The 24,552-nt window shown below is 65.7% G+C and carries 21 protein-coding genes and 1 pseudogene; 13 read left to right on the top strand and 9 right to left on the bottom strand.

The features are described from left to right. The first annotated feature begins 3 nt into the window (after window positions 1–3). From ACZ899_RS09490 to ACZ899_RS09500, 3 genes are all read left to right on the top strand, one after another. Window positions 4–474: an arsenate reductase ArsC gene (locus tag ACZ899_RS09490; RefSeq protein ID WP_234563132.1), complete on the top strand. Its 471-nt coding sequence runs from the start codon at window positions 4–6 to the stop codon at window positions 472–474. A 327-nt stretch (window positions 475–801) separates the two neighbouring features. Next, a complete protein-coding gene (locus tag ACZ899_RS09495) occupies window positions 802–1,827 on the top strand; it encodes an IS110 family RNA-guided transposase (RefSeq protein ID WP_485627593.1) in 1,026 nt (341 codons plus the stop codon). A 995-nt stretch (window positions 1,828–2,822) separates the two neighbouring features. Beyond that, entirely contained in the window at window positions 2,823–3,686 is an 864-nt protein-coding gene (locus tag ACZ899_RS09500; RefSeq protein WP_234562454.1) for a sensor domain-containing diguanylate cyclase, read from the top strand. Between the two features lie 106 nt (window positions 3,687–3,792). Here the strand turns inward: ACZ899_RS09500 and bla are convergent, their stop codons facing one another. Beyond that, a complete protein-coding gene (bla, locus tag ACZ899_RS09505) occupies window positions 3,793–4,668 on the bottom strand; it encodes a class A beta-lactamase (protein ID WP_442800033.1) in 876 nt (291 codons plus the stop codon). A gap of 205 nt (window positions 4,669–4,873) precedes the next feature. Between bla and ACZ899_RS09510 the strand changes: the two genes are divergently transcribed. The 8 genes and pseudogenes from ACZ899_RS09510 to glsB all read left to right on the top strand — a co-directional run bounded on the left by ACZ899_RS09510 (window position 4,874) and on the right by glsB (window position 10,184). Then, window positions 4,874–5,191: a hypothetical protein gene (locus tag ACZ899_RS09510; protein ID WP_203647290.1), complete on the top strand. Its 318-nt coding sequence runs from the start codon at window positions 4,874–4,876 to the stop codon at window positions 5,189–5,191. Between the two features lie 99 nt (window positions 5,192–5,290). Continuing rightward, window positions 5,291–5,674, top strand: a complete 384-nt coding sequence (locus ACZ899_RS09515; protein WP_234562453.1) for a tautomerase family protein — start codon at window positions 5,291–5,293, stop codon at window positions 5,672–5,674. Between the two features lie 50 nt (window positions 5,675–5,724). Next, complete coding sequence (locus ACZ899_RS09520) at window positions 5,725–5,943, top strand: hypothetical protein (RefSeq protein ID WP_189657284.1); 219 nt, start codon at window positions 5,725–5,727, stop codon at window positions 5,941–5,943. A gap of 17 nt (window positions 5,944–5,960) precedes the next feature. Next, a complete protein-coding gene (locus ACZ899_RS09525; RefSeq protein ID WP_234562452.1) occupies window positions 5,961–6,641 on the top strand; it encodes an HD domain-containing protein in 681 nt (226 codons plus the stop codon). A gap of 90 nt (window positions 6,642–6,731) precedes the next feature. Continuing rightward, window positions 6,732–7,901 (top strand): MerR family transcriptional regulator, encoded by a 1,170-nt coding sequence (locus ACZ899_RS09530; protein ID WP_234562451.1) that lies wholly within the window; start codon window positions 6,732–6,734, stop codon window positions 7,899–7,901. Between the two features lie 25 nt (window positions 7,902–7,926). Continuing rightward, a pseudogene (locus ACZ899_RS09535) lies at window positions 7,927–8,484 on the top strand (HD domain-containing protein); the annotation flags it as partial. Next, window positions 8,458–9,000 carry a GNAT family N-acetyltransferase gene (locus ACZ899_RS09540; RefSeq protein ID WP_442800034.1) on the top strand — a complete coding sequence of 181 codons (543 nt, stop codon included), beginning with the start codon at window positions 8,458–8,460 and terminating at the stop codon, window positions 8,998–9,000. The pseudogene ACZ899_RS09535 and the gene ACZ899_RS09540, both read left to right, overlap by 27 nt. A 266-nt stretch (window positions 9,001–9,266) precedes the next feature. Beyond that, the gene (gene glsB, locus ACZ899_RS09545; RefSeq protein ID WP_028691427.1) at window positions 9,267–10,184 is read left to right on the top strand and encodes a glutaminase B; all 918 of its coding nucleotides are present in this window, start codon (window positions 9,267–9,269) and stop codon (window positions 10,182–10,184) included. A gap of 7 nt (window positions 10,185–10,191) precedes the next feature. Here glsB and ACZ899_RS09550 read toward each other — a convergent pair whose 3' ends face one another. Next, complete coding sequence (locus tag ACZ899_RS09550; RefSeq protein WP_234562450.1) at window positions 10,192–11,226, bottom strand: AraC family transcriptional regulator; 1,035 nt, start codon at window positions 11,224–11,226, stop codon at window positions 10,192–10,194. Window positions 11,227–11,509: 283 nt separating this feature from the next. Here ACZ899_RS09550 and ACZ899_RS09555 point away from each other — a divergent pair, with 283 nt between their 5' ends. Continuing rightward, window positions 11,510–12,412, top strand: coding sequence for a SphA family protein (locus tag ACZ899_RS09555; protein WP_232856931.1), 903 nt, complete (start codon window positions 11,510–11,512; stop codon window positions 12,410–12,412). A 183-nt stretch (window positions 12,413–12,595) separates the two neighbouring features. On the opposite strand, the gene ACZ899_RS09560 is transcribed toward ACZ899_RS09555, so the two are convergent. From ACZ899_RS09560 to ACZ899_RS09590, 7 genes are all read right to left on the bottom strand, one after another. Beyond that, window positions 12,596–13,873, bottom strand: a complete 1,278-nt coding sequence (locus ACZ899_RS09560) for a DSD1 family PLP-dependent enzyme (RefSeq protein WP_442800032.1) — start codon at window positions 13,871–13,873, stop codon at window positions 12,596–12,598. 15 nt (window positions 13,874–13,888) lie between these two features. Next, window positions 13,889–15,283 carry a D-arabinono-1,4-lactone oxidase gene (locus ACZ899_RS09565; RefSeq protein ID WP_234562449.1) on the bottom strand — a complete coding sequence of 465 codons (1,395 nt, stop codon included), beginning with the start codon at window positions 15,281–15,283 and terminating at the stop codon, window positions 13,889–13,891. Between the two features lie 15 nt (window positions 15,284–15,298). Next, entirely contained in the window at window positions 15,299–15,655 is a 357-nt protein-coding gene (locus tag ACZ899_RS09570; RefSeq protein ID WP_203647298.1) for a c-type cytochrome, read from the bottom strand. 359 nt (window positions 15,656–16,014) lie between these two features. Further along, window positions 16,015–20,250: a hemagglutinin repeat-containing protein gene (locus ACZ899_RS09575; protein ID WP_234562448.1), complete on the bottom strand. Its 4,236-nt coding sequence runs from the start codon at window positions 20,248–20,250 to the stop codon at window positions 16,015–16,017. A gap of 39 nt (window positions 20,251–20,289) precedes the next feature. Then, window positions 20,290–21,963: a ShlB/FhaC/HecB family hemolysin secretion/activation protein gene (locus ACZ899_RS09580; RefSeq protein WP_442800031.1), complete on the bottom strand. Its 1,674-nt coding sequence runs from the start codon at window positions 21,961–21,963 to the stop codon at window positions 20,290–20,292. 456 nt (window positions 21,964–22,419) lie between these two features. Beyond that, complete coding sequence (locus ACZ899_RS09585) at window positions 22,420–23,112, bottom strand: hypothetical protein (RefSeq protein ID WP_234562446.1); 693 nt, start codon at window positions 23,110–23,112, stop codon at window positions 22,420–22,422. Between the two features lie 12 nt (window positions 23,113–23,124). Next, on the bottom strand, window positions 23,125–23,700 hold the full coding sequence (locus ACZ899_RS09590) for a hypothetical protein (RefSeq protein ID WP_234562445.1): 576 nt from the start codon (window positions 23,698–23,700) through the stop codon (window positions 23,125–23,127). A gap of 142 nt (window positions 23,701–23,842) precedes the next feature. Between ACZ899_RS09590 and ACZ899_RS09595 the strand changes: the two genes are divergently transcribed. Then, window positions 23,843–24,301: a GNAT family N-acetyltransferase gene (locus tag ACZ899_RS09595; protein WP_234562444.1), complete on the top strand. Its 459-nt coding sequence runs from the start codon at window positions 23,843–23,845 to the stop codon at window positions 24,299–24,301. Window positions 24,302–24,552 lie beyond the last annotated feature (251 nt).

The raw sequence follows: 24,552 nt of genomic DNA on the forward strand, positions 1-24,552 counted from the left end.
CCCATGCGAGTCCTGTTCATGTGCACAGCCAACAGCTGCCGCAGCATCCTCAGCGAAGCCCTGTTCAACCACCTGGCGCCGCCGGGCTTGCAGGCCGTGAGCGCCGGCAGCTTTCCCCGGGGCCAGGTGCTGCCGCGCAGCCTGAGCACCCTGCAACAGGCCGGCATCGCCATCGAGGGGCTGAGCAGCAAAGGCAACGATGCCTTCGCGGACAACCCGCCGGACATCGTCATCACCGTGTGCGACAAGGCCGCCGGAGAAACCTGCCCGGTGTACTTCGGCCCGGCGCTGAAGTGCCACTGGGGGCTGGCGGATCCGTCCGAGGTGGTGGGCGACGAGCAGACCATCGACGCCGCCTTCCGCGCCACCCTGGCGCATATCGAACGGCGCTGCCGGGCGTTGCTTGCCCTGCCCTTGGCCAGCCTTGGGCGGGATCAGCTGGAGGGTGAGCTGGAGCGGATCGGCAGGCTTTGAGGGCTGGTCCTTTCGAGGTGTTCGACGGTAGCTTTGCAGCGCTCTTGAGATCGAGCGCCGCCCGCGCGGCGCATCGCGGCACAAGGCCGCTCCCACATCTGTTTCGGGCCAGTCAATCCTGCCCCATTACCTGGTACGCCTTGTGGGTACGCCGCGGTTTCAGCGTGGGCACTACTGCCGCCTCACCTGTCTCAAGACATGCACCAAGGCGGGCAACCATGGCCTGACAGGTTCGGCACGTTGCAACAAATAATGAAATGGCTACCCCCGCCCCACCCTGTGTCAGCCCTCTAAGCTTTCACAGGGTGCCTATCGGAGTGCAACGCCATGAACACTGTCGCCATCATCGCCATCGACCTGGGAAAGTTGAGCTTCCATGTACACGCTCAGGATGATCGGGGTCATGAGCTCTATCACCGCAGGTTCAACCGTGAGTCACTCATCCGCCACCTTGCCAATCTTGCGCCCTGTACGATGGCGATGGAGGCCTGTGGTGGCTCTCATTTCATGGCGCGAGAGGTGACGAGACAGGGTCATACGCCCAAACTTATTCCCGCACAGTTCGTTCGCCCCTACGTGAAAAGCAACAAGAATGACTTTACCGATGCTGCCGCTATCGGTGAGGCGGCAACCCGCGATCAGATGCGCTTCGTGCCTCCCAAAACCGAGGCCCAGCAGGCGCTGGCGATGCTCAATTCACTGCGCGACAGCTTCATCAGAGACCGTACTGCCACCATGAACCGCATCCACGCTTATTTGCTCGAGGTGGGGGTCAGTTTGGCACCCACCTTCAAGGCGGTCCGGGAGCTCCCCATTCTGCTGGACGACAGTACCTTCTCACCGTTGATCAAGAAGCTGTTGCTGGACCTACATGCCCACTTCCGCTATCTCGATGATCGGATCAAGGCTCTGGACAAGGAAGTGCATAGCCAGGCCGTTAGCGATGATCTTGCTTCCCGTTTGATGTCGATACCTTGTATTGGCCCGATCACCGCTACCGCCCTGGCTGCGGAATTGGGTGATGGTAAGCAGTTCCGCTGTGGGCGAAATTATTCAGCCTCCATAGGCCTGGTTCCCAGGCAGCACACGACAGGCGGCAAACCTTGCCTGGGGCGAATCAGCAAGCGGGGCGACGGCAATCAGCGACGACTGCTGATCCAGTGCGCGAGGGTCTATCTGATTGGGCTGGAGCGCAAAACCGGCAAGCTGGCGGACTGGGTACGTGGCTTGCTACGTGTTCACCACCCCAACCTGGTGGTGTGCGCTATCGCCAACAAACTGGCCCGAATCGCCTGGGCCATCACGGCACACCACAGCGAATTTGATGCAGGGTCAAGCGCCATGAACGCTTGACCCTGCAGACACACGAGTAACAACCCACCTGGTTTTGCGATGCTGCACACAGATGACGTGAACGGTATACCGGCCTGGCGATCAACCTGAGCTCCTACTCGGCTTCAGAAGCCGAACAAATATCTAGGCTCGTCGGGCGCGATTTTCATCGAGGCGCGGGACCAACCTCCCACACGACGCCGTATAGATTGACGCAAACCAAACTCACGCACATCTCAGTACAGTATTGCAGAAATGGGGGTAACCATAGATGTAGGAGCGGCCTTGCGTCGCGATGCGCCGCGCGGGCGGCGCTCGATCTCATAGGCGCCGCAACACGCTCGTCGAACCCCAGGGAAAATGGCAATCTAAGCAACAGGATGTTCAAGGGAGTCATGTCGTCATGGCAGCACTGGATCGCATATTTCATGGTCTTCACCAGTAAGGGCTGCTGCTCCTGGCCAACGTGTCAGACGCCGGCGGCGCGCGCCTGGTCGAGCGCCAGGCCAGCCAGGCCGATGGTTCCTGAACGCTAGGAAAACGCTGCACGTGTTCAAACTGACTGCGAAATACCTGGCCCTTATCGGTTCCTGTGCGCTGGCGAACGCCCTCCTCTACCTGAACAACCTGTGGGTGTTCTACAAGGAAGGGGAAGAGTTCTACTACCTTGGACTGATCATCCTCGGCCTGGCCCTCGTTGCCTTGCCGGCGTGCCTGCTCTGGGGCATCGGTGTCCTGCGCCGTGAGCCGGTGCATACGCTCCACAGCCGAGGCATAACCCGGCACCCGCCTGCGCAACAACCATCGTCGAGCTGCTGGGGCGGTTGCCGTTTCCACCCGACAGGGGCACTGAAGCAGCCGACAGTCTGCTTGCCCACAGGTAGTGTGCCGCGCCCCCGAGCCTGTGTATGCTGCACGGGCGCGGCAAGCGGCCCCCGGCGGCTTGCAGGACCTCGCGCCGCCGCCCTGCGTGATCGGACCATGACCGGGCTACCCGTATCGGACACCCCTGCCCTATGCCCGTCGACCTGCAAGCGCTCTACCCCAGGCTGATCCACCTGATGCTGGACACCGTGTTCGTGGTCGACCGGGACGACACCATCGTGTTCGTGAGCAACGCCTGCGAAGCCTTGCTCGGCTATCGCGCCGACGAACTGACCGGCACCCCGATCACCCGCTACATGCACCCGGACGATCTGGAAACCACCCGCGCCTCGATCGTCCGGGTCATGGACGGCACCCCGCACTTCGACTTTCGCAACCGCTATGTGCGCAAGGATGGCGAGATCGTGCATATCCTCTGGGCGGCCTTCTGGTCCGACGAGGTGGGCGCGCGGATCGGCGTCGCGCGCAACATCACCGCCCTCACCCAGGCCGAGCAGGAACTGCGCTTTCTCGCCCATCACGACCCGCTGACCAAGCTGACCAACCGCTCGCTGTTCAACGACCGCCTGGCCACCGCCCTGCGCGCCGCCCGTCAGCAGCAGCGACGGCTGGCCCTGCTGTTCCTGGACGTCAACGACTTCAAGGGCATCAACGATGTGCACGGCCACGCGGCCGGCGACCGCGTGCTGTGCACCATCGCCCGACGCCTGCAGGACAGCGTGCAGGAAGCAGACACCGTGGCGCGGATCGGTGGCGACGAGTTCATCGTGCTGCTGACCGATGTGCCGTCGGAGGACGCCGTGTACGAGGTGGTCGAGCAGATCGCCATGGTCATGGAGGAGCCGCTCGGGGCCGAGTTCGGCGATGTCAGGATGCCGTCCTGCAGCATCGGCGTGGCCTGCTATCCCAGCGATGGCGAGGATGCCGACACCCTGCTCAGCCATGCCGATGGCGAGATGTACCGCAAGAAGCGGCGGCGAGTGCGGGTGGGGTGATGGCCTGTTGTGGCCTCATCGCGGGGCAAGCCCGCTCCCACGCTGATGAGCACGCGCAACCACTCGTGGGAGCGGGCTTGCCCCGCGATGTGGCCCGCACACTTGCTCAGCCCTTCCAGGCCTCCACCACGATCCGCGTGGCCGCCGCGATCGTCTCGCTGTTCCACGGCGCATCCTGTTTCGTGCCTCGGCTGAACACCACCAGGATCCACGGCGCCTGGCCCTTGGGCCAGATGACCGCGACATCGTTGGCCACGCCATAGTCACCCGAGCCGGTCTTGTCGCCCACCACCCAGTCCTTCGGCAGCCCGGCACGAATGCGCGTGTCGCCGGTGGTGTTGCCCTTGAGCCAGGCCTGCAGCTGTTGTTGCGCGGCGGCGGGCAGGCCATCGGTGAGCAGCAGGCGCTGCAGGGTCATGCCCATGGCCAGGGGCGTCGTGGTGTCACGCGGATCACCCGGCAAGGCGGTGTTCAGCGTCGGCTCGTTACGGTCGAGGCGGAAGGTCGGATCGCCCAGGCCACGGACGAACGCCGTCAACCCGGGTGGACCACCGACCAGTTCGAGCAGCAGGTTGCCGGCGGTGTTGTCGCTGTACTGCACGGCGGCGGCGCACAATTCGGCAACCGTCATGCCAGGCCCGACATGTTTTTCGGTCACCGGCGAGTAGACCACCAACTGCTGGGTGCCATAGGCGATGCGCCGCGCCAGCAAGCCCGGCTCGGCCTCATTACGGTGCAGGACAGCGCCGGCGAGTACGGCCTTGAAGGTACTGCAAAAGGCGAAGCGCTCTTCGCCGCGCCAGGCCAGCTGCCGACCGCTGCCGGTGTCCAGGGCCCACAGGCCGATGGTACTGCCGCTGGCCGCCTCAAGCTTTTGCATCGCCTGGCGCAACGGATCGTCCGCCCAGGTGGGCAGGGTCAGCAGGGCCGAGCAGCCGAGCGCGCCCTGGAGCACGCGGCGGCGGCTGAGGGTGGGGATCATGCAGGCATTCCTTAAGAAAATGAGCAAAACGCGAAGGCTAGAACGTTTTAGCACCTGAGCCAAGCACCGCCTTGTCCCTCCAGCAGGACCAGCCATGCCGTGGGAAAGCGGATTCTTTTCGCGCCACTGCCCTGGCCACCCTTGCGTTGACCGGCAAAAGGCAGGACAGTAACCGGGTGTTCCCGCAATGAAACGGAGATTCGCCTTGACTACCGATCGCCTGAGCCTGCTCCAGTTCGAGCAACTCAGCCTGAAGCCCGCCGCCGCCAGCCAGTTCGCCCTCTCGCTGAAGGACCTCGAACAGCTGACACTCCCCGAGCGCTACGCCTATCGTGCTGCCCACTACCTGGGCGACATGGCCGAGGCAGAGAACAGCCAGCAGCTGGCTGTCGCCAAGGAGCAGGGCATCGGTTTCACCCAGGGCCTGCTCACCGCCGCGGCCATCGAAGACGCCCTGGCGAAAAGGCTGATCGAGGTCTTCAATAACGCGAGCGAGCGCGCCTCCAAGCTGCTGCCACAGTAACGGTAGTTGCCTTCCCGAGCCCGGCGCCTGTCCGGGCTCATGCCTGATCCTGCCCTACCAGCTTCTGCGTCTCGCCTGGCCATCGTCCAAGGAGTCCACATGCCACTGGTACGCATCGATATCAAGCGCCACCCCGACCCGGCTCATCTGCGCACACTCGGCCAGATCGTCTACGCCTGCATGCGGCGAACGATCAATGTGCCCGAACACGACAATTTCCAGATCCTTACCGAACACGACGGCGACCACCTGGTGAGCGACCCGCAGTACCTGGGCATCCAACGCTCCGACGGCCAGGTGTTCATCCAGATCACCCTCAACGAAGGCCGCACCCTGGAGCAGAAGAAGGCGCTGTACCAGGCCATCGCCGAAGGTTTCGAGCGCGAGGCCGGCGTGCGACCGGAGGATGTGTTCATCAACCTGATCGAGGTGCGCAAGGAGAACTGGTCGTTCGGCAACGGTATCGCCCAGTACGCCAGTTGACGGCAGTGGGCAGCCTGGCACCGTCCTTACCATGGCCGCAGGAGCCTCCGATGATCAGCGAACTGTCCGTTCATGTCCTGTTCCGCAGCCTGTGCTATCCGCTCGGTTGGCCACTGGTGAAGCTGGCCACGCTGGGCAGGTACCCATCCAGGGGCGCCTGGTACACCGAGCGCGCCGAGGCCGAGTGGACAGCTGCCATCGGCCTTGTCGTACTCTTGCTGCTACTGATGCTGTTGCTGGGACAATTCGACGTTGCGCCTTTCCCCTGATCCGCTGGAGCCCATCATTGACCAACACGCCCTTCTTCCCCTTGCAGACCCTCGCGGCCGAGTTGCTGCCCCACCTGCCCGCCGACAGTAACGACGGCTCCCACGACCTCGCCCATCTGCAACGGGTCTGGAGCAATGTCCGGCGTATCCAGGCCAGGGAAGGCGGCGACCTCGAAGTGCTGCTCGCCGCCACCGTGCTGCACGATTGCGTGGCAGTGGAAAAGAACTCGCCCCTGCGTGCGCAGGCCTCGACGCTGTCGGCCGAACGCGCCGCCGCGATCCTCGCCGACATGGGCTGGCCGCAACCGCGCATCGAGCAGGTGACCCATGCGGTGATGACCCACAGCTACTCGGCGGGCCTTTCGCCGCAGAGCCTGGAAGCGAAGATCCTCCAGGACAGCGATCGCCTGGACTCCATGGGCGCCGTCGGCATCGCCCGCTGCTTCTATGTGTCCGGGCGCATGGGGTCGGCGCTCTACGACGTCGAGAACCCCACTGCCGCAGGCCGGGACTATCGCGACAACCGCTTCACCATCGAGCATTTCCAGACCAAGCTGCTCAAGCTCGCCTCGGGCTTGCAGACCGGCGAAGGCGCGCGCCTGGCCGCGCTCAGGCATCAGCGGCTGGCGTCGTTCCTGGCCGAATTCATGGAGGAAATCGGGGTGGATCCAGCCTGCGCCCTGCCCACCCAGGCTTGAAGGGCACCAGCGCGCCCTTCTGCGAAAATCCGCTTTACCTGTCTATAACTTCATGGTTCATCATCGCCCCACTGCATGAGGGGAAGACCGGTGTATCGCATTTCCGAACTGGCGGCGAAGGTGGGCCTGAGCCGCTCCACGCTGCTCTATTACGAAAAAATCGGGCTGGTGTCCTCGCGGCGCCAGGCCAATGGTTATCGCACCTACAGCGAAAAGGACCTGCAGCAACTGCGGCTGTTGCAGCAACTACAGGCCGGCGGCCTGAGCCTGAAGCAATGCCAGGCCTGCCTGGAAGCTCGCCTGGACCGCGCAGCCCTGCTCGAACGCCTGCACACGCTGGACGAGGAGATCGCCGCCCGGCAACGCTCGCGTGACCTGCTGGCGGCGATGCTCGGCTTGTCGTCCATGCGCCCCTGGCACCAGGCCCTCGAGCAGCAGGCGCCCGGCGCCCACCTGGCGTGGCTGCGCCGGCAGGGATTCAATGAAAAACAGGCCCTGCGCCTGAAATGGCTGTCCCGCGACATGAACGAACACGACCGCTACATGGCCGACTTCGAACGCATTTTCGATGGCCTCGATTACCTCGGCCCGGGCTCGGCACAGGATTCACTCAAAGCACTGCACGCCCTGCCCCAAGCCCCCGCGACACTGCTGGACATCGGCTGTGGTCGTGGCGCCTCCAGCGTGCTGCTGGCCGAACACAGCCAGGCGCACATCACTGCGCTGGACAACGACGAGCACAGCCTGGGCTGCCTGCGCGCGACCCTGGTCGCCAAGGGCCTGCAGGCGCGGGTCACGCCGATTTGCGCGAGCATGACCCAGCTGCCGTTCGCGCCCCGGCACTTCGACACGATCTGGGCCGAGGGCTGCGCCTACATCATGGGCTTCGACAACGCCCTGGCGTACTGGCGCGCCTTTCTCAAACCCCAGGGTTACCTGGTGGTCAGCGACCTGGTGCGGGTGGCCGACCGGCTCACTCCCTCGGTCGAGGCGTTCTGGCAGGCCGCCTACCCCGACCTGCACAGCGTCGACACGCGCCTGGCCGCCATCGCCCGCCTGGGCTATCGCACCCTGTCGCACTTCCCCTTGAGCGAGCAGGCCTGGAGCCACTATCTGGAGCCGCTGCGCGAACGCGTGGCCAGCCTGGCGGACGAGGACTTCGCCTCCCAGGCCCTGGCCGACATCCGCCGCGAACTCAAGATCCACGAAAACCACCTGGGCGAGTACGGGTATCATCTGTTCGTCATGCAGACGCGCTGAACCCGCCCCAGGACATGGAGTCACCATGAACATCGAAAAACTGCAGAACCGCCTCGCCTTCCTGCGCCAGGCCGAACAACTCAAGAGCGTGATCCGCAGCGCCCACACCTCCAGCGGCCGCGCCGAAAGCACCGCCGAGCACACCTGGCGGCTGTGCCTGATGGCCATCACCTTCGCCGACGAACTGGGCGATCTCGACCTGCTCAAGGTGCTGAAGATGTGCCTGGTCCACGACCTGGGCGAGGCCATCAGCGGCGACGTCCCGGCCGTCAGCAAACAGGGCTTCCCCGACAAGAACCGGCAGGAACGCGAAGACCTGCTGCACCTGATGTCGAGCCTGGACGCCGCCCTGCGCGACGAGATCATGGCGTTGTGGGAGGAATACGAGGCCGCCACCTCGGCCGAGGCGCAGGCGGTCAAGGCCCTCGACAAGCTGGAAACCCTGCTGCAACACAACCAGGGCCGCAACCCGCCGGGCTTCGACTATGCCTTCAACCTCGACTACGGCAAGCGCTATACCGCCGCCACGCCGCTGTTCGAGGCCCTGCGCGGCCTGATCGACGCCGACACGCGCCGGCATCTCGACAATGACATCAGCCTGCGCGACGAGCGCCCGGAGGACACCGCCACCATCGGCCAACTGACCGAGGCCGCCTTTGCCAACGCCGAACACAGCAGCCACACCGAGCAGTTCATCGTCGCTGCCCTGCGTCAGGCCGGACAACTGACGGTGTCGCTGGTGGCGGTGGAGGCCGGCGCCATCGTCGGCCATGTGGCGATCTCCCCGGTAAGCCTGTCGTCGGGCGCCAAGGGCTGGTACGGACTGGGACCGGTCTCGGTGCTGCCGCAGCGTCAGGGCCAGGGCATCGGCTCGGCGCTGATCAACGCCGCGCTGGCCCGCCTGCACGGGCTGGGTGGCCAGGGCTGCGTGGTGCTGGGCGACCCAGGGTACTACGGCCGCTTCGGTTTCAAGGCCCAACCGGGCCTGAGCTTGCCGGGCGTGCCGGCCGAGTACTTCCAGGCCCTGGCCTTCAGCGGTGATGTGCCGAAGGGCAGCGTGCAATACTCCACGGCGTTCGAGGCAACCGCCAACGCGTAAACGCGATCACTGTAGGAGCGGGCTTGCCCCGCGACGGCGTCGGCAGCCACAACCTTGTCACCCGTGCCGACGCTATCGCGGGGCAAGCCCGCTCCCACGCTGAAACCCTGTTCCCTGCGCGACAGCGCAGCCCGGAAGGGCTGTGTGATCTCCTACAGGTTGCGCATCAGCACGCGAGCCAACGCGAACAGATGTGCTCCGCAGCCAGCAACCATCGTCTACCTGAACGTTTTCGAACGCGCCTTTCCTTCGCACCAGGTTTCCCGATGCAAGCACTCCTGCAAGAGATCCTCGACCACGTCCGCCCCCTGCTCGTCCAGGGCCAGGTGGCGCAATACATCCCCGCCCTCGCCCAGGTCGACCCGAACCAGCTGGGCATCGCCGTGCAGAGCCTGGACGGCCAGTTGCACTGCGCGGGCGATGCCCACACGCCGTTCTCGATACAGAGCATCTCCAAAGTGTTCAGCCTGGTGCAGGCGATCAACCACAGCGGCGAGGACATCTGGTCGCGGCTGGGCTACGAGCCTTCGGGCCAGGCGTTCAACTCGCTGGTGCAGTTGGAGGTGGAAAAAGGCCGGCCACGCAACCCGTTCATCAATGCCGGGGCGCTGGTGATCTGTGACATCAACCAGTCGCGCTATGCCACGCCCACCCTGTCGATGCGCGACTTCGTCCGCCGCCTGGCGGCCAACCCGCGCATCGTCAGCGACACGGTGGTGGCCGAGTCGGAATACCAGCACCGCGCGCGCAACGCGGCCATGGCCTACCTGATGCAGGCCTTCGGCAACTTCCACAACGATGTCGACGCGGTGCTGCGCAGCTACTTCCACCACTGCGCGCTGTCCATGAGCTGCGCCGACGTGGCCCGCGGCTTCGCCTTCCTGGCCAACAGCGGCTACTGCCCGCACAGCGGCGAGCAGGTGCTCAGCCCGCGCCAGGCACAGCAGGTGAATGCGATCATGGCCACCAGTGGGCTGTATGACGAGGCCGGCAACTTCGCCTACCGGGTCGGCCTGCCAGGCAAGAGCGGCGTGGGTGGCGGCATCGTCGCGGTGGTGCCAGGGCGCTACAGCATCTGCGTGTGGTCGCCAGCGCTGAACGCCTCGGGCAACTCGCTGGCGGGGCTGCGGGCGCTGGAGCTTTTGAGCGAGCGGATGACCGGGTCGGTGTTCTCGGCGGTCTGAGCGCCCCCTACAGGGTCGGGCTGTCGCGCCAGGCCGAGGGGCTCTGTCCGGTCCAGCGCTTGAACGCCCGGCGAAAGCCGCGCACATCGCTGTAGCCCAGCGCTTCGGCAATGCGTTCGATGGGCATGTTCGGGTTGCCCAGCAGGCTCGTTGCCCGCGATTGGCGCACCTGCTCCTGCAAGCCTTCGAAGGTCACGCCGTGCTCGGTCAGGTGCCGGCGCAGGGTACGGCTGCTCATGTTGAGGTCGGCGGCGACACTGTCGATCCGGCAGCCCCCGGGCAGGTCGCGGGCGATGGCGCGCTCCACGCTCTGCAGCAGGCTGGCCTTGTGCTGCAGCGGCGCGCACTCCAGCTCCAGCAGTTTGAGCGCCTGGCGCAGGGCGACCGGCTGATGCCCGGGCAACGACTGGTCGAGCCAACGGCTGGCGATCACCATGCGGTTGTGCAGGCAGCCGAACGCTACTGCCGGCCCTAACAGATGCACGTAAGTGTCCCGGTAGGCCGGCGCGGGATGGGTGAACTCGAAACGCAGCGGCTGGAACTCGGTACCGATCAGCGTCCGGCCGTAGACCATCAGGCTGGCGAAGAACTCCTCCACCGCGAACACCTGGATCTCGGCGTTGGGCAGCCGGCAGTCGACCTCGATAAAGGTCTCCCGCTCGTCCTCGTGAAGACTGTAGACCGCGATGCCGCCGCTGGCGTGCTGGTAGCGCGCGCCTACCTCGAAGGCATCGCGCAAGGTCCTGCACAACGACAGCACGTGGCCGAGCAGGCCCAGGGTGCCCAGTACATTGCGATGCCCGACCCACAGCCCCAGGCCCTGCCCGGGCAAGGCCTGCAGGGTGCGCTGGATCAGTGCCACGGCCTGGCGACAGGCGATGCGCTGGGCCGGGTCCTGCAGCTCGGCCGGGGTGAAGCCCAGGCCTCGACACAGCCGCTCGCCGTCCAGGCCACGGTCGCTGGCGAGCTGGAGCAAGGTCTGCAACATGAACGGCGAGGCCAGCGCCAGGTCGAGTTGCGGGTCAAGGGGGGTACTGGGCATGAAAGGCTGCTCCCGGGCCGAGGCGCCTGAGGTTCTTGTTGTCGGGGGCACTGCGCTCGGCGCCGTCATGATATCGCGCTGGGACGCGCCCCGACGGCGAGAGTAACAAAATATTGCAGAGTGTCCGGCAAAGCCCCCCTGCCTGTCCGGCACGGCCCTGCGCCCCCAGGCGGCCAGCGCTTATTTGTATAGGGCGGCACAACGCCGCTCGCCCACAACAATAAGAACGAGCCCGACCATGAACCCGACCCGCCTCGCCTGGCTGCCCCCGGCAGCCGCCTGCATGCTCAGCGCCAGCCTCGCCCTCCCGACCCATGCCACCGAAAACGGCGTGGACAACATCGGCCCCGGCACCGACGGTTTCTTCGTCCTGCCGCTGAACGTCGACCAGCTGCCGGCGCACATGTTCGCCTTCAATCTCTACTACAACCACTACCAGGCGCGAAAACTGGACATCAGCTCGCTCGGCGGCAAGGTCGAGCAGGTGAAGATCACCTCCGATGCGATCATCCCGCGGCTGGACTACCTCAGCCCGCTGCGCCTGTTCGGCGGGCGGGTCGGCGGCTACGTGGCGCAGCCCTACATGCGCCAGCAGGTGGCGATGTTCGGCCAGCGCAGCCGCCGCGAGAGCCAGGGCGACGTCACCATCGCACCGATCATCCTGTGGGACATGGGCGCGGACCTCACCCTGGGCGCGGCGCTGGAGATCACCCTGCCCACCGGCGACTACGAAGCCACGCGCATGGCCAACACCAGCAACAACTTCTACACCTACAAGCCGCTGCTGTCGGCGACCTGGCTGCCCAGCGAGCGTAGCGAGCTGTCGGTCAAGGCCACCTACAGCTTCAACGAAGAGAACCATGACACCGACTATCGCTCGGGGCAGCTGTTCCACTTCGACTATTCGGCCAGCTATCGGGTGACCGACAACCTGCGCCTGGGGGTCAATGGCTACTACGTGAAGCAGACCACCGACGACAAGCAGTTCGGCCGGACCGTGAGCTTCATGGGTGAGGATGTCGATGATGGGGTGCGCGGGCAGGTGTTCGCCATTGGCCCGGCGCTGCATTACACCTTTCTCGAGTACGCCAGCATCGAGGCGCGCTGGGCCAAGGAGTTCGCGGTGCGCAACAGGCCGGAGGGGGAGATGCTGTGGGTCAAGCTGAGTTTGCCGTTTAGTTTGTGAGGCCCGATCAGTTGCTAATTTCAGCGTTTACGTCTTGATCGCCGGGGCTGCTTTGCAGCCCTTTCGCGGCACAAGGCCGCTCCTACAGGGAGTGCGGTCGCCTGTAGGAGCGGCCTTGTGCCGCGAAAGGGATGGCCGCCCATTCAGGGAAATGCATGAATTTATGGACTGCGCAGCAACCCGCTACGCATACACCGGCCAGCGCTCGACAATCCGCCCATCGCGTACCGCCAGCAGGTCGCCGAACTGCAGCAGGATCGCCTCGGACTGGGTCGGGCGCAGGAACACCTGGTCGTCGACCTGCAGGCCCACCGCCGCCGAGCCGTTGAGCATTTCCTGGTTGGAGCTGCGCCCATAAAGGCCGTTGAAACGCAGTCCCCTGGGCGACTCGGGCTCGGCCAGCCAGTTGCCGCCATAAATGAAGAAGGTCTCGCGCTGATTCGGGTCCCACCAGGCGAACAACGCCGACTTGCCGTCCAGCGCCGGAATCTGCACCGCACCCGTGCGCTTGATCACCGGCGTGGCAATATAGGCCGCCGGCTGGTGGTCCTGCAGCGACGGCAGGTCATAGTGGGTGGGCTTGAGCAAAGCCGAACCCACCGATACCTCGCTACTGGTGCGCTCGTACTCGTGCATCCGGTAGCTAGGGCTGCCGGCGGTGTTGAGGGTCAGGTCCGTACGCCACAACCCGGGATAACGGCTGCGGGCGTGGTCGACGAAGCCGTCGTACAAGCCCATGACCTTGGCGAACAGCGCCTGTGGCGATCCGAGGATGCCCGGTACGCCCATGCCGACGAAGGGGTCGTAGCCCATGAAGCCGGCGAAGGCCAGGTGCCGGGGATTGGCGGCGATGATCGCCAGCATCCGCTCCAGCTGCGCCGAGTCCTTGACCCCGCCCCGGTGCAGGCCGACATCCAGCTCGATATTGATCCGCAGCCTTGTACCCAGTCCCTGGGCCAACGCCAGGTACTGTTGCAGCCGCTCGGGGGTGTCGAGCAACCATTGCAGTTGCCTGGCCGGGTCGAAAGCGCCGCGGTGCTCTTCGTAGAACAGCTGCGCCGAACGCACCGGCAGCGGCTTGCCCAGCAGGATGTCGGCATCCGGGAAGCGCAGCGCATCGTGGTTGAGAAACGGCTGGTGGAACGACATCAGCCGGCGGGTATCGGCACGCCGGGCGATGTAGTCGAGCAACTGCGGCGAGGGCAGCGACTTCTCCACCAGGCGCAGCTGCTTGCCGGCGCGGCGCACCGACTGGGTCACCACATCGATGTTGTGGTCCAGGCGGTCGAGGTCGATCAGCATCACCGGGCGCATCGGCCCGTGCTCGCGCAGCTCGCGCTGCAACCTGGCGAAATAGTCATCGTGCGGCGCCCCTTGGGCGCCAGGGCGCAGCCAGGCGCCGGCAGCGGCCAGCAGCACACCGGCGCCCGCTGCGCCGACCAGGAATTTGCGTCTGTTCATCACCTCTCCTTGTGCTCAGGCAACGCCGAGGATCGAGGCCAGGTGGCCATTGAGGAACTTGCCTGTCGGGTCCAGCGCCTGACGCACCTCGGTGAATGCCTTCCAGCGCGGATACAGCGGCTGCAGGGTGCGCGCATTGAGGGTGTGCAGCTTGCCCCAGTGCGGGCGCCCGGCGTATTTCCAGAAGATCGGCTCGATGGCGGCGAAGAAGTTGTGGTGGTCCATGCTGTAGTGCTGGTGCACCGAGATCGAGCAGCTGTCACGCCCTTCGAACATGCTCAGCGGGATATCGTCGGCCTTGACGTAGCGGTACTCGATGGGGAACCAGGTTTGCAGGTCGCGCTCACGGATCAGCGCGAGGATCTCGCGCAGGCAGGCCGGGCCGTGCTCGGCGGGCACCGAGTACTCCATCTCGTTGAAGCGCACGTTGCGCACATTGGCGAAGATCTCGTACGAGTCACCGACCCGCTCGTCGAAGCTGGCGACATGCCGCAGGCTGTTGAGCAGTACGCGCCGGGCTTCAGGAAAGTCGCTGCCGTACTTGTCGAGCTTCTCGATCAGGCTGACGAATTCGTTGCCACTGCCGCCGGCCGTATCCTGGTCAGCGGTGGCGGCATCCTTGGTTTCATTGAGGGCGATGGACAGCGCATAGTCGGAATGGGTGATCACCAGCATTTCCCAGTGCTGGTTTTCCCGGGTGTTCTTCTCCACGTCCTCCAGCAACTCGTCGGTGCGGGCGATCCATTGCCGTTCGCGCAGGCGGAAGGCCTCGCGGTTCTGCAGGCGGATCCGGGTGGCCACGCCCAGTGCGCCGAGGGACACCCGCGCCGCGGCGAACACCTCGGGGTGGCGATGGCTGTCGCAGTCGAGGACCTCGCCGCTGGCCGTGACCAGTTGCAGGCCGGTGACCTTCGAGGAATACGAGCCAAAGCCGACGCCGGTGCCATGGGTCGAGGTGGCGATCGCGCCGGCCAGGGTCTGGTAGTCGATGTCGGCCATGTTCGGCAGCGCCTGGCCGACCGCCTTGAGCGCCGCGCCCATCGCCGACATCGGCGTGCCGGCAGCGAACTCGGCCTGCAGGGTGGCGGGGTCGTGGTCGAGCAAACCGCTGAAATAGCCGAGCGACACTAGAGTGCCGTCGCTGGGCACCAGGGCGCTGAAGGAATGCCCCGAACCGACCGGACGCACCCTGCCGGGGGCCTGGAGGATGGCCTGGGCCAGTTCGTCAAGGCTCTGCGGCGCCAGCCGCGCCTCCGGCAGGCAGCTCTGCGCGCCGGACCAGTTGCGCCAGGGGATCAGCCGCGGCGCGCGCAGCAGTTGCGCCAGTGCCGGGTTGGCGGAAAGCGCGAGCAACGCGCAGGCCGCGCCGGAGTGTTGCAGCCAGCGACGACGGGAAAGGTGAATCGTCATGGGAGTACCTTGCGCTCAGTGGAGGGGCTGGCCGGACATGTAGCCGATCAGGGCAAGGAACTGCGCCTCGCTGCACTGCATGCACAGGCCCATGGGCGGCATGCCCTGGTAGCCGTTGATGCTGTGCTCCAGCAGGCGGTCGACGCCCTGGGCCAGGCGCGGGGCCCAGGCCGCCGCGTCGCCTGCCAGGGGGGCGCCGGACGCTGGGTTGGCGTGGCAGGTCTGGCAGGTGCTGGCGTACAGCGCGGCCAACGCAGGGTCCGCGGGGGGGGCCTGGGTGACGGCGGGTTTGCTGTCGTCCCGGCAACCGCCGAGTAGCAGGGCCAGGGTGGTCAGGACGGCTGCAGGTAGCAGCGGTGGGAAAAGCGCCATGGTGCTCCCCTCTTCTACCGTGCTTGGGCACGGCGTTTTCTTGTGGTGGGTAGGAAGCAACAGTAAGGCGGGGACAGGCTGGGGGTTCAGGGCAATGGCGGACAGCGAGGGGGGTGGGATCGGACAATCCTGCAAAGCGGGATTAGCCCGCTTGCAGGGGGCAGAAGATGACGAGCCTGCTCCCACGCAGACTCTCATGGAACAAAACATAATTCTTTGATTTGACTGGAGCAGCGTGGGAGCGGGCTTGCCCCGCGATTCAGGCGGTGCGGTGCATGGCACCGGCTTCGCCGGTGATCGCGGGGCTAGCCCGCTCCCACGTTGTCTCTCTTCAGGTTGGGGGCACGAGGCGCGCCCTGTCAGCCCTTGTTGGTCAGTCCGTCAACCTGGCCTTCGACCGTCACCGGCCCGACCTTCAGCTTGCCGCCCTCCAGCGACACGCTGGGTAGGCCCGCCTCCGGCAGCTTGGGCAGGTCGAGGGTGGCCTTGACCTGGTAGCCGAGCGGCTTGACCTCGGCCCCGAGCGTGGTACCGCCCTGCTCCACGCCCTTGACCTGCAGCCCCAGCCCACGCTGCGCCGCGATGCCCGACGCCTGCGTGACCCCGGCCTTGCGCACGAACTCGCCCTGGGCATTGAACGATGGCGTGTAGTCGAAGCCTGGCTTCTCCTGGCCCTCCTTCGCCTCGCCCGGCTTGCCGGCCAGGCCCGCGCCCAGGTCGACCCGCACCGAGGTGGTGGTGTCCTGGCGTTCCGCGACCGTCAACCCGCCCGCCAGCTTGCCGCCGACCTGCTGGCCGTCGACCCGTGCGCCGCTGAGTTGCGCCGCACCGTCACTGTTCAGGGTCACCTCGCCAGCGGCGATATGGCTGTTCTGCTGGGTGGTGGCCTGCAGATGATCCACCTGCACCTTGCCGCCCAGGTCGAAGTCATGGGACGAGCTGACCTGTTGCCCGGCGTCCGTCGGCGTAGTGCGGCTCAGGTTGCTCCCGGCCTTCACCTCGACGCCCCAGTTGGTACGGCCCTGGGTGGACTGCGCCGACTCCAGCGCCAGGCCACCCTCGCCTGCGCCGACGTTGACGGCCGTGGCGCCGACCTGGGTGCCCTGCAGATGCACCGACTGGCCGGCCAGGTCCACGTTGCCGCGGCTGTTCAACTGGCCGCCGGTCAGGGTCTGCGAACGTTCGTTGGTCTGGCCCACATTGAAGTTGCCGCCCAGCTTGCCGCTCAGGTCACGGCCCTGCTCACCGGTGGCGGCCTTGCCACCGAGATTGAGGCCACCGCCCAGATGGCTGCCGCTGACGGTGCGGGTGTCGCTGGCGGCCTGCAGGTCGAGGGCGCCACCGGCCTTGAGTTCGACCGGGCCGTTCGCGTCGATGCGCGTGCCCTGCAAGGTCTGGTCGCCAGCACTGCCCAGCCGCACCGGGCCGTTGCCGCTGATGCTCGCCACCTGGGCCTTGCTGTCGACACTGTGCTCGCCGGCATGGTCAAGCTGGAACCCAGCGCCCAGGTCGACCTTGTCGCCCACCGGCAAGGTGCCCACGGTCAACGAACCGCTGCCACCGAGGCTGCCGGTGTCGCGACGCGCCTGGTTGCTGGCCTGGTCCAGGGCCAGCTTGCCGCCGGTGTTGACAGCCACCGCGCCCTGGCCACCGTCGAGACGGCTGCCTTCGAAGCGGGCATCGCCACCGACCTGGATGTTCAGGCCCTGGCTGCCACTGAAAGCGCCGACCACGGCAGTGGATGCATCTTCGTTCAGGCGCTTGCTCCCGCCCGAACCATTGGCAGTCACGTTGAGGTCCTCGCCGGTCTTGGTGTAGATCCGGGCGGACACATCAGCGTTCACCTGCTGCTCGCTGCGGCTGTGGGTGTTGCTGGCCGCGTCGGCCTGCAGCGAACCGGCCTTGACCTCCAGCGCGCCGCCGTTGGCGTTGTAGCGGGTGCCCTGGTCTTTCAGCGCGCCGGCCACCTCCAGCTGGACGCCCTGGCCGTTGAACTGGCTGACCACCGCGGTGCCGGTCTGCTCGCCCTGCTGCTGGCTGGCATGGCCCACGGCCAGGTCGACGCCCAGGTTCGGCGTGCCGAGTTTGCCCAGGGCCGCGGTCAGCGAAGTCTTGCCGTCCAGCACGTCCTTGACGTCGTTGAGCGGCAGCTTGCCGTCAAGGGCATCCTTGACCGACACCTTGCCGTCCACCACGTCCTTGACCGCCCCGGCGATCGGCCGGGCGATGTCCTTGTACTCGACATTGACACCGACATCCGCCGTCCAGCTGCTCTGCTGGTGGCTGCTGTTGGTGGTGTCGCGGGCCGCGCGGTTGTCCACCTGGCCTGCGCTGATGCTCAGGGTGCCGGCGCTGTTCACCTGCGCGCCCTCGCTGGCCAGGGTATCGGCCTTGATTTTCACGCTGCCGGCGCTGTCGAGGCCGGTGGTCTTCGCCGTGGTGCTGCTCGAGGCGTCCTGCTGGGTGCCATGGGCGAAGTCGACCCCGGCGCCGGCACGGTCGAGGCCAGCGGTGAGGTAGACGCCACCGCCGGTATGGCTGCTGTCGCGGGACTCGCTGCGGCTGTCCTGCTCGGCCAGCAGCGACACCTGCTTGCCGGCCAGGGTGGCATCGCCCGCGGTGGACTTCACCGCAGCGCCCTTGACGGTCAGGTTACCACCGGCGGCCAGCTGTACTTCGCTACCGCTGAGGCTGGAACCCTGCTGGCTGACCTGGCTGCCAGCGGCGCTCTGGCGATCGCTCGCATAGCCGACGCCAGCACGATACTGCCCGGAGCCCGGCGCGGTCTCCTTGGCCGAAGCAACGAAGCCACGGCTGCTGCTGGCGCTGTTGTGTTCGCGGGTGTCCTGGGCCGAGGCGACCTTCAGATCCCCCGCCGCCTCGGCGTTCAGCGCACCGGTGGCCTTGACCGTCGAGCCGACCACGTCGATGCCCTCGGCGCTGCTCAGGCCGACGCTGCCACCGGCCACCAGCTCGCTGCGCACCGCGGTGCTTTCCCGGCTGTTCTGCTTGGCTTCGTTGTGGCTGACGCCGAAGAACTTGCTCTGCTGGTTCTGGCTGTCACGCTGGTCGGTGCGCGAGGCGTTGCTGATCTGCACCTGCTTGCCGGCGATGCGGATGTCCTGGCCACTGGTCAGCTGGGCACCTTCGGCCAGCACCGAGGCCTTGGCGTGCAGTGCGATGTCGCCACCCTTGAGCTGGCTGGTGACGCTGCGCTGGGTTTCATTGCGGTTGTCCCAGTCGGCCTTCCAGAAGCCCTTGGTGTGCTTGCCCTGGTCGGTCTGCACCTGGCGCTCGGTGGCGGCGGTCAGGCGCAGGTCGGCACCGCTGTCCAGCCGCAGTTTGCCGGGCGCCTCGAGGCTGGCGGCGCTGAGGGTGAGGTCCTGGCCGGCGTGCAGCCCGGCATCACGCTGGGCCACGACCCGGGTGGCGTGCTCGCGGGTGTCGCTGTCGGTCTGGGTGCGCTGGTAGGTCTCCCAGTCGATGCCCAGTGCGCCGCTGCGCCAGTTCTCGCGTTTTTCCTGGAGCTTGCGGCTTTGCACGGTGCTCAGGGTGAGATTGCGTCCGGCGTCGAGCTTGACGTCGCGCCCGGCCACGTCGGCAGCGGCCAGGGTCAGGTCCTGGGCACCATGCAGCTCGACATCGCCCTGGCTGCTGCGCACGCCGGCACGGGTCGCCTGCAGCGAGTCGGCCACGGCGGCGCCGCTGATATTCAGGTCACCCGCCGAGTCGATACGCACGCCGTCGCGGCCGTCGATCTGCCCCGACCCGACCCGCACACCAGCGCCCTGCGCGGTGCTGACGATATTGATGCGTCCGGCCTGCATCGCGCCGAACAGGCTGGCGTCGATACGCTGCTCGCCACTGTTCGCGCCGTGGTCGACAACCTTGGCCTGGCCGCTGGCATAGTCCACCTGATTGCGGCCCACGGTGAGGTTGAGCTGGTCACGGGCATCCAGGCGACCCTGGCTGTCGATGCGCGGGGCGATCAGGTTGACCGAACCGCCGTCGTTGCGCAGGCCGGCGCCCTGCACCTGCAACTGGCCGCTGGCGTCCTGGGTGCCCAGGGCCTTGAGCCGGCCCGCGTCCAGTTCAGGGCGGCCCACCACCAGGCTGGCATTGGGCGCGTTGATGAAGCTGGCGCCGTTGACCGAGATGCCGTTGGGGTTGGCCAGCACATAGTCGGCGGCGCGGCCGAAGATTTCCTGGGCGCCATTGATGGCGGAGGCGTTGCGGCTGACCACTTCGTTGAGGATCACGCTCGCCGCCTGGCCCTGGAACTGCGGGTTGGCCGCCAGCTCACCGGCCAGCTGCGAGTGGCCGGCCTGCAGGGCGTTGTTCAGTACCAGGCCCTGGCGGTCGACGTTGTAGTCAAGGAACTGGTTGTGCGACAGGCCCGCGCCGTTGGGCGCGACGATATTGACGATGGGCACGCCGCCCTGGGTCTGCAACTGTGCCGTGCCCCCGGGGCCGGGGGCGACCACGACGCCGCCGGCCAGCGCCTGGGGCAGGCTCGCGGCCAGGAACAGGCTGGCTATCGCCCAGCGCAGCTTGCCTTGCGGGGACAGGTTGAAGGTAAAGGGGGTCTTGGGCATAGGTCACTCTCCATGTCGGTACTGCTAATTCGGTGCGACTCAAATCTGCACGGCGGCCCTGAACAGCCAGACTTCAGGCTCGCGGTGGTAACCGCTGGGGGTGGTCAGGCTGCGCTGGTAGTCAACGTCCAGCTGCAGCGCCTTCCAGCTCAGGTTCAGGCCCAGGCTCGCGCCGCTCAGGCGCTGGCTGGCGGCGCCGTGGTCGGCCTTGATCCAGCCGTGGTCCAGCCCCAGCCGCGGGGTGATGGTCAACGGCCCCTGGGGCTGCAGCGGCAGGCGCAGGGTGTTGCGCCACACCGCCCCGCTGGCCCCGGACAGGCTGCTGAGGCGATAGCCGCGCACGGCGGAATCGTCGGTGCCGAGCAACTGCTCGATGGCTGGCAGCGGGTCGGGGCTGTACTGCAGGTTGAACTGGCTCTGCCACTGCCAGGGTTGGCCCAGCAGCTGACCATTGCGCCACTGGCCGAGGCCGGCGCGGTACTTGCGAAACTGCGCCATGGGCAGGTCGGGCACCGGCCGATCGGCATCGTCGTCGGCGCCAAACCAATGCAGTCCCTGGGCGTAGTTGAGGTCCAGATTCCACACCGCGCTGTCGAGCCAGAACAGATTGAGCCCGGCCTCGGCCACCGTCAGCGTCGGGCTCTGCACGTCCAGGCGGACCTTGGCGAATTCGCTGTCGACGTCCTTGTGCGCCAGTTGCAGGCTGGCGCTCAGCTGATGACGCTGGTCGCGCCACAGCACGCGCTCGCCGCGCAGGCTGAGCTGGTCGGTGATGCCGGTGCTGTGCAGGGTCAGGGTGCTGAGCTTGATCGGCGAGCGGTACTCGGCATGGCTGGCGAACAGGCTGAAGGTCCAGTAACCATAAGGAATCGCGTAGTACAGGCTGGCGTTGCGGCTGTAGCGATCGCCCTGGTTGAGGGTATCGCTGGCCGACAGGCTGAGCAGGTCATTGAGCGCCAGCGGGTTGTCCAGGCTCAGGCTGAGCACGCTGCGGTCACGGCCGGTGCTGGCGCTGCCGAGATTGTCCAGGCCCAGGCCCACGGAAACCCGTGGCTGGCCTGCGCTGCGCGGGCGCAGGATGATCCGCGAGGCGCCCGGCTGGCTGCCGGGGGCGATGTCGGCGGTGAGGTCGACCGAGCGCAGGCGGTTGAGCTGGTCCAGGCCCTGCTCCAGGTCGCGCAGGTTCAGCGGCTCGCCAAGCATGCCGGGGAAGGCCCCGGCCAGGGACACCGGCAGGCGCTGGTCGGCCAGCTCGATGGCCTCCAGGTAGCCTTCGTCCACCAGGATGTCCAGCGACTGCCCGGCCGCCGGGGCGCTGCTCAGGTAGGGGCGGCTGGCGATATAGCCCTTTTCCAGGTACAGCGCGGTGATGCCCGACAGCAGCTGGTTGATCTGCCCCACGCCCATGCACGCGGCCACCAGGGGGTCGATGCGGGCATCGAGGGTGGCGCGGTCGATCAGCGTGACACCGCCGATGCGCACCCCAGCCAGCGGCCAGCAGCGCGCATCCGGGGCCGAGGCCTTGGGTGTCTGTGGGGTGGTGTCGGGCGCGGTGAACGCGCCGCGTTGCAGTTGCCGGCGGCGTTGTTCCAGTTGCAGTTGCTGCAGGTCGTGTTGCTGCTGTTGCTGTTGGCGCAGCACTTCCTGGCCGGGGGTAAATGTCTCGGCATGCAGGTTGCCGGCGCACAGGCAAGCCAGTACGACAGACAGCATTAATTGACGACGATCAACAGCAGACAGGTACGACATACAACACCCATTCGCAGGCAAAGGCACAGCGAGAATCGCAGTACTTGGAACTTCCCAGCACGGTCACCGAGGGTTATCGGCACACGCGCTATAACTTTAGAAAGTTGAGCGTTGTTTGTTGAAACGCTCGCGGAAAAGTTAACGACTGCTAATTACCACATGGCTCTTGGCATGACCGTAGGGTCACTGGACAGCCTGTGGTAAAGCCGGTATATGGGTTGACGAGATCGAATTGTCCAACAATCTAACTTGATGACTGTCTGGCCCCACGGTACTTGTAGAAACGAGTGAGAGACACCGGACTTTAGTCGTACGCGACCTGCTGGTTAAACTTTCCGGCTTGCGAGCAGAAGGAAAGTCTGGCGAACATCAATAGAAAGCTCAACGTCGTATCACTGATCAAATTTTCTGTACACCGGACTACTCCACCAGATAAAGGGGGTGAGTATCACACAAGGGGTGAGCGCTATTCAGCACCCGCTCCAGCAAGCAACGTTCTAATTCGGTGAAATACGTCGCCCCGAAGTCGAAAAAGGTCCCGGCTGGATTTCGCTGTACATGGAACAAGCCGACAAGGTTATCGCCATCACGTTCGAAGATCAGTTCCAGATGCGACTCGGCTCGCGTACTACCGACAAGATAAATGTACCCCGCCACCTCTGCCCAACCGCACCAGCTCAGTTCCGCCCATAACTGCAGGCTGCCATTCTCGGTCGCTGCTTGAGGCAACGCCCAAGCCCCGGTACCGTTTGCCCATCCACACAAGGCCGGTAGCAATCGCTCCAGGGACAGAACCTCCAGCATGTGTCCGCGCAGACCGAAATGCACAGAGTCGATCGTCGATTCAGGGGCAGCATCGAGTGCAACCACCCTGGCGTGCAGCACATGGCTAAAGGCGATTTCAGAAGGTTGCTCACTCCAGCCATTGAGGTCGGAAACACTTGGGCACCAGATGAGCCGAACGGTTTCATCAACCTGAATGCGCTCATTGCGCTCGAAATAAGCGAGCGTGAACGCCCCGACAACCGGCAACAGCGCATCGAGACGCACCTGCGGGGCGCTGTGATCGACTTTGCTGTCATTGGGCCAGAACAGTGGCCAGTAAGTCTGCATCAGAGCACATCCTCAACCGCCCATGCTCTTGGTCAACGCGTCGCTCCCCTTGGGCGGGTAGACCACCTCTCGGGTATCGAGGTCGCGAATCTCGGAGGTGATGGTGATGGTCATCGTCTCTCGCCCGGGCGGGCCGTTGATGGCATCGACGGTGTCAAAATCGACGATGTAGCGCTTGCCTGCACGGAACTCGACGTCGCGCGCGGTGAAACCGCATTTGCCGCCACCGGTGCCCAGCGCGTTCATCGAGGCCCAGCACCAGCTCAGCGAGTGCTTGCCCGGCGTCAGCCGCAGCGCCTGCTTGCCCGCGATATCGAGGATCGAGCGGCGCCCGGCCCCCTCGAGCAACTGGTCATCGACATGGGTGGCCAGCAGCAGGCGATGGAACGGCACGCCCAGGGCGCGGTAGCGGATGGTGGCGAAGTACACGACCGGCGCGTCGGCCTGGTTGCCGGACAGATCATAGGGCGTCATCGTCTCAGGCGCCCAGTCACCCTGGTACTCCTTGTAGTGGTAGTTGGAGCAGGCTCCGAGCAGGGCGGCCAGTGACAGGGCGACAACCGATTTGAGGCAGGACGACAGACGCATGGTTCTTCCTTGATGAATGCGGGTGCAAGGATAGCGGCTGCGCAGGCAAAAAATCAAAATGCCATCACCCTCGTCGATCATGCACAGCAGTGTATGCTTCGCGCAAAGGTCCGCCCCTCCTGCCCCTGAAAAGGACATCGTCATGCGCCGCCTGGACTGGCTGAAACACCACATGGCCCACAGCGACACCCTTGCCCAGTGGCTGCACCAACAGTTCCACTATGAATACGCGAACGTGCCGCTGCCCGACTGGCAACGCGAGTTCGCCGAAGGCCAGCACAACGGGCAATGGCAATGCCTGGTCGCCCTGGACGGCGACCGCCTGCTGGGCAGTGCGGCCCTGGCCAGCGATGACCTGCCCGGGCGCAGCGACCTCGGTCCCTGGCTGGCCTGCGTGTTCGTCGCCCCAGAGGCGCGTGGGCAAGGCCTGGCGGAGCAACTGATCGAAGGTATCTGCGAGCATGCCCGCAGCAACGGAGTTGCCACGCTCTACCTGCATACCCATGACCAGGATGCGTATTACGCCAAGCGCGGCTGGACGCACATGGAACCGTTCGAGGCCTGGGGGCACAGCCATTGGTTGATGTCTCGCACGCTTTGACAAACAACGCCCTCAAACCTTGCGCCCTCCCCTGTAGGAGCGGCCTTGTGTCGCGAAAGGGCTGCGCAGCAGCCCCGGCGATTTATGCGTCGCCGCTGAGATCCTGGGGCTGCTTTGCAGCCCTTTCGCGACACAAGGCCGCTCCCACAGGGATAACAGTTCCCCGCGCGACAGCGCAAACGCAAAGGGCTGGGTAATCTCCTACAGGGACGCAAATGCCCTCGCAGGGAATTATTTAGCGCGCCGTTGTA

Source organism: Pseudomonas sp. TE31087 (assembly GCF_057284075.1).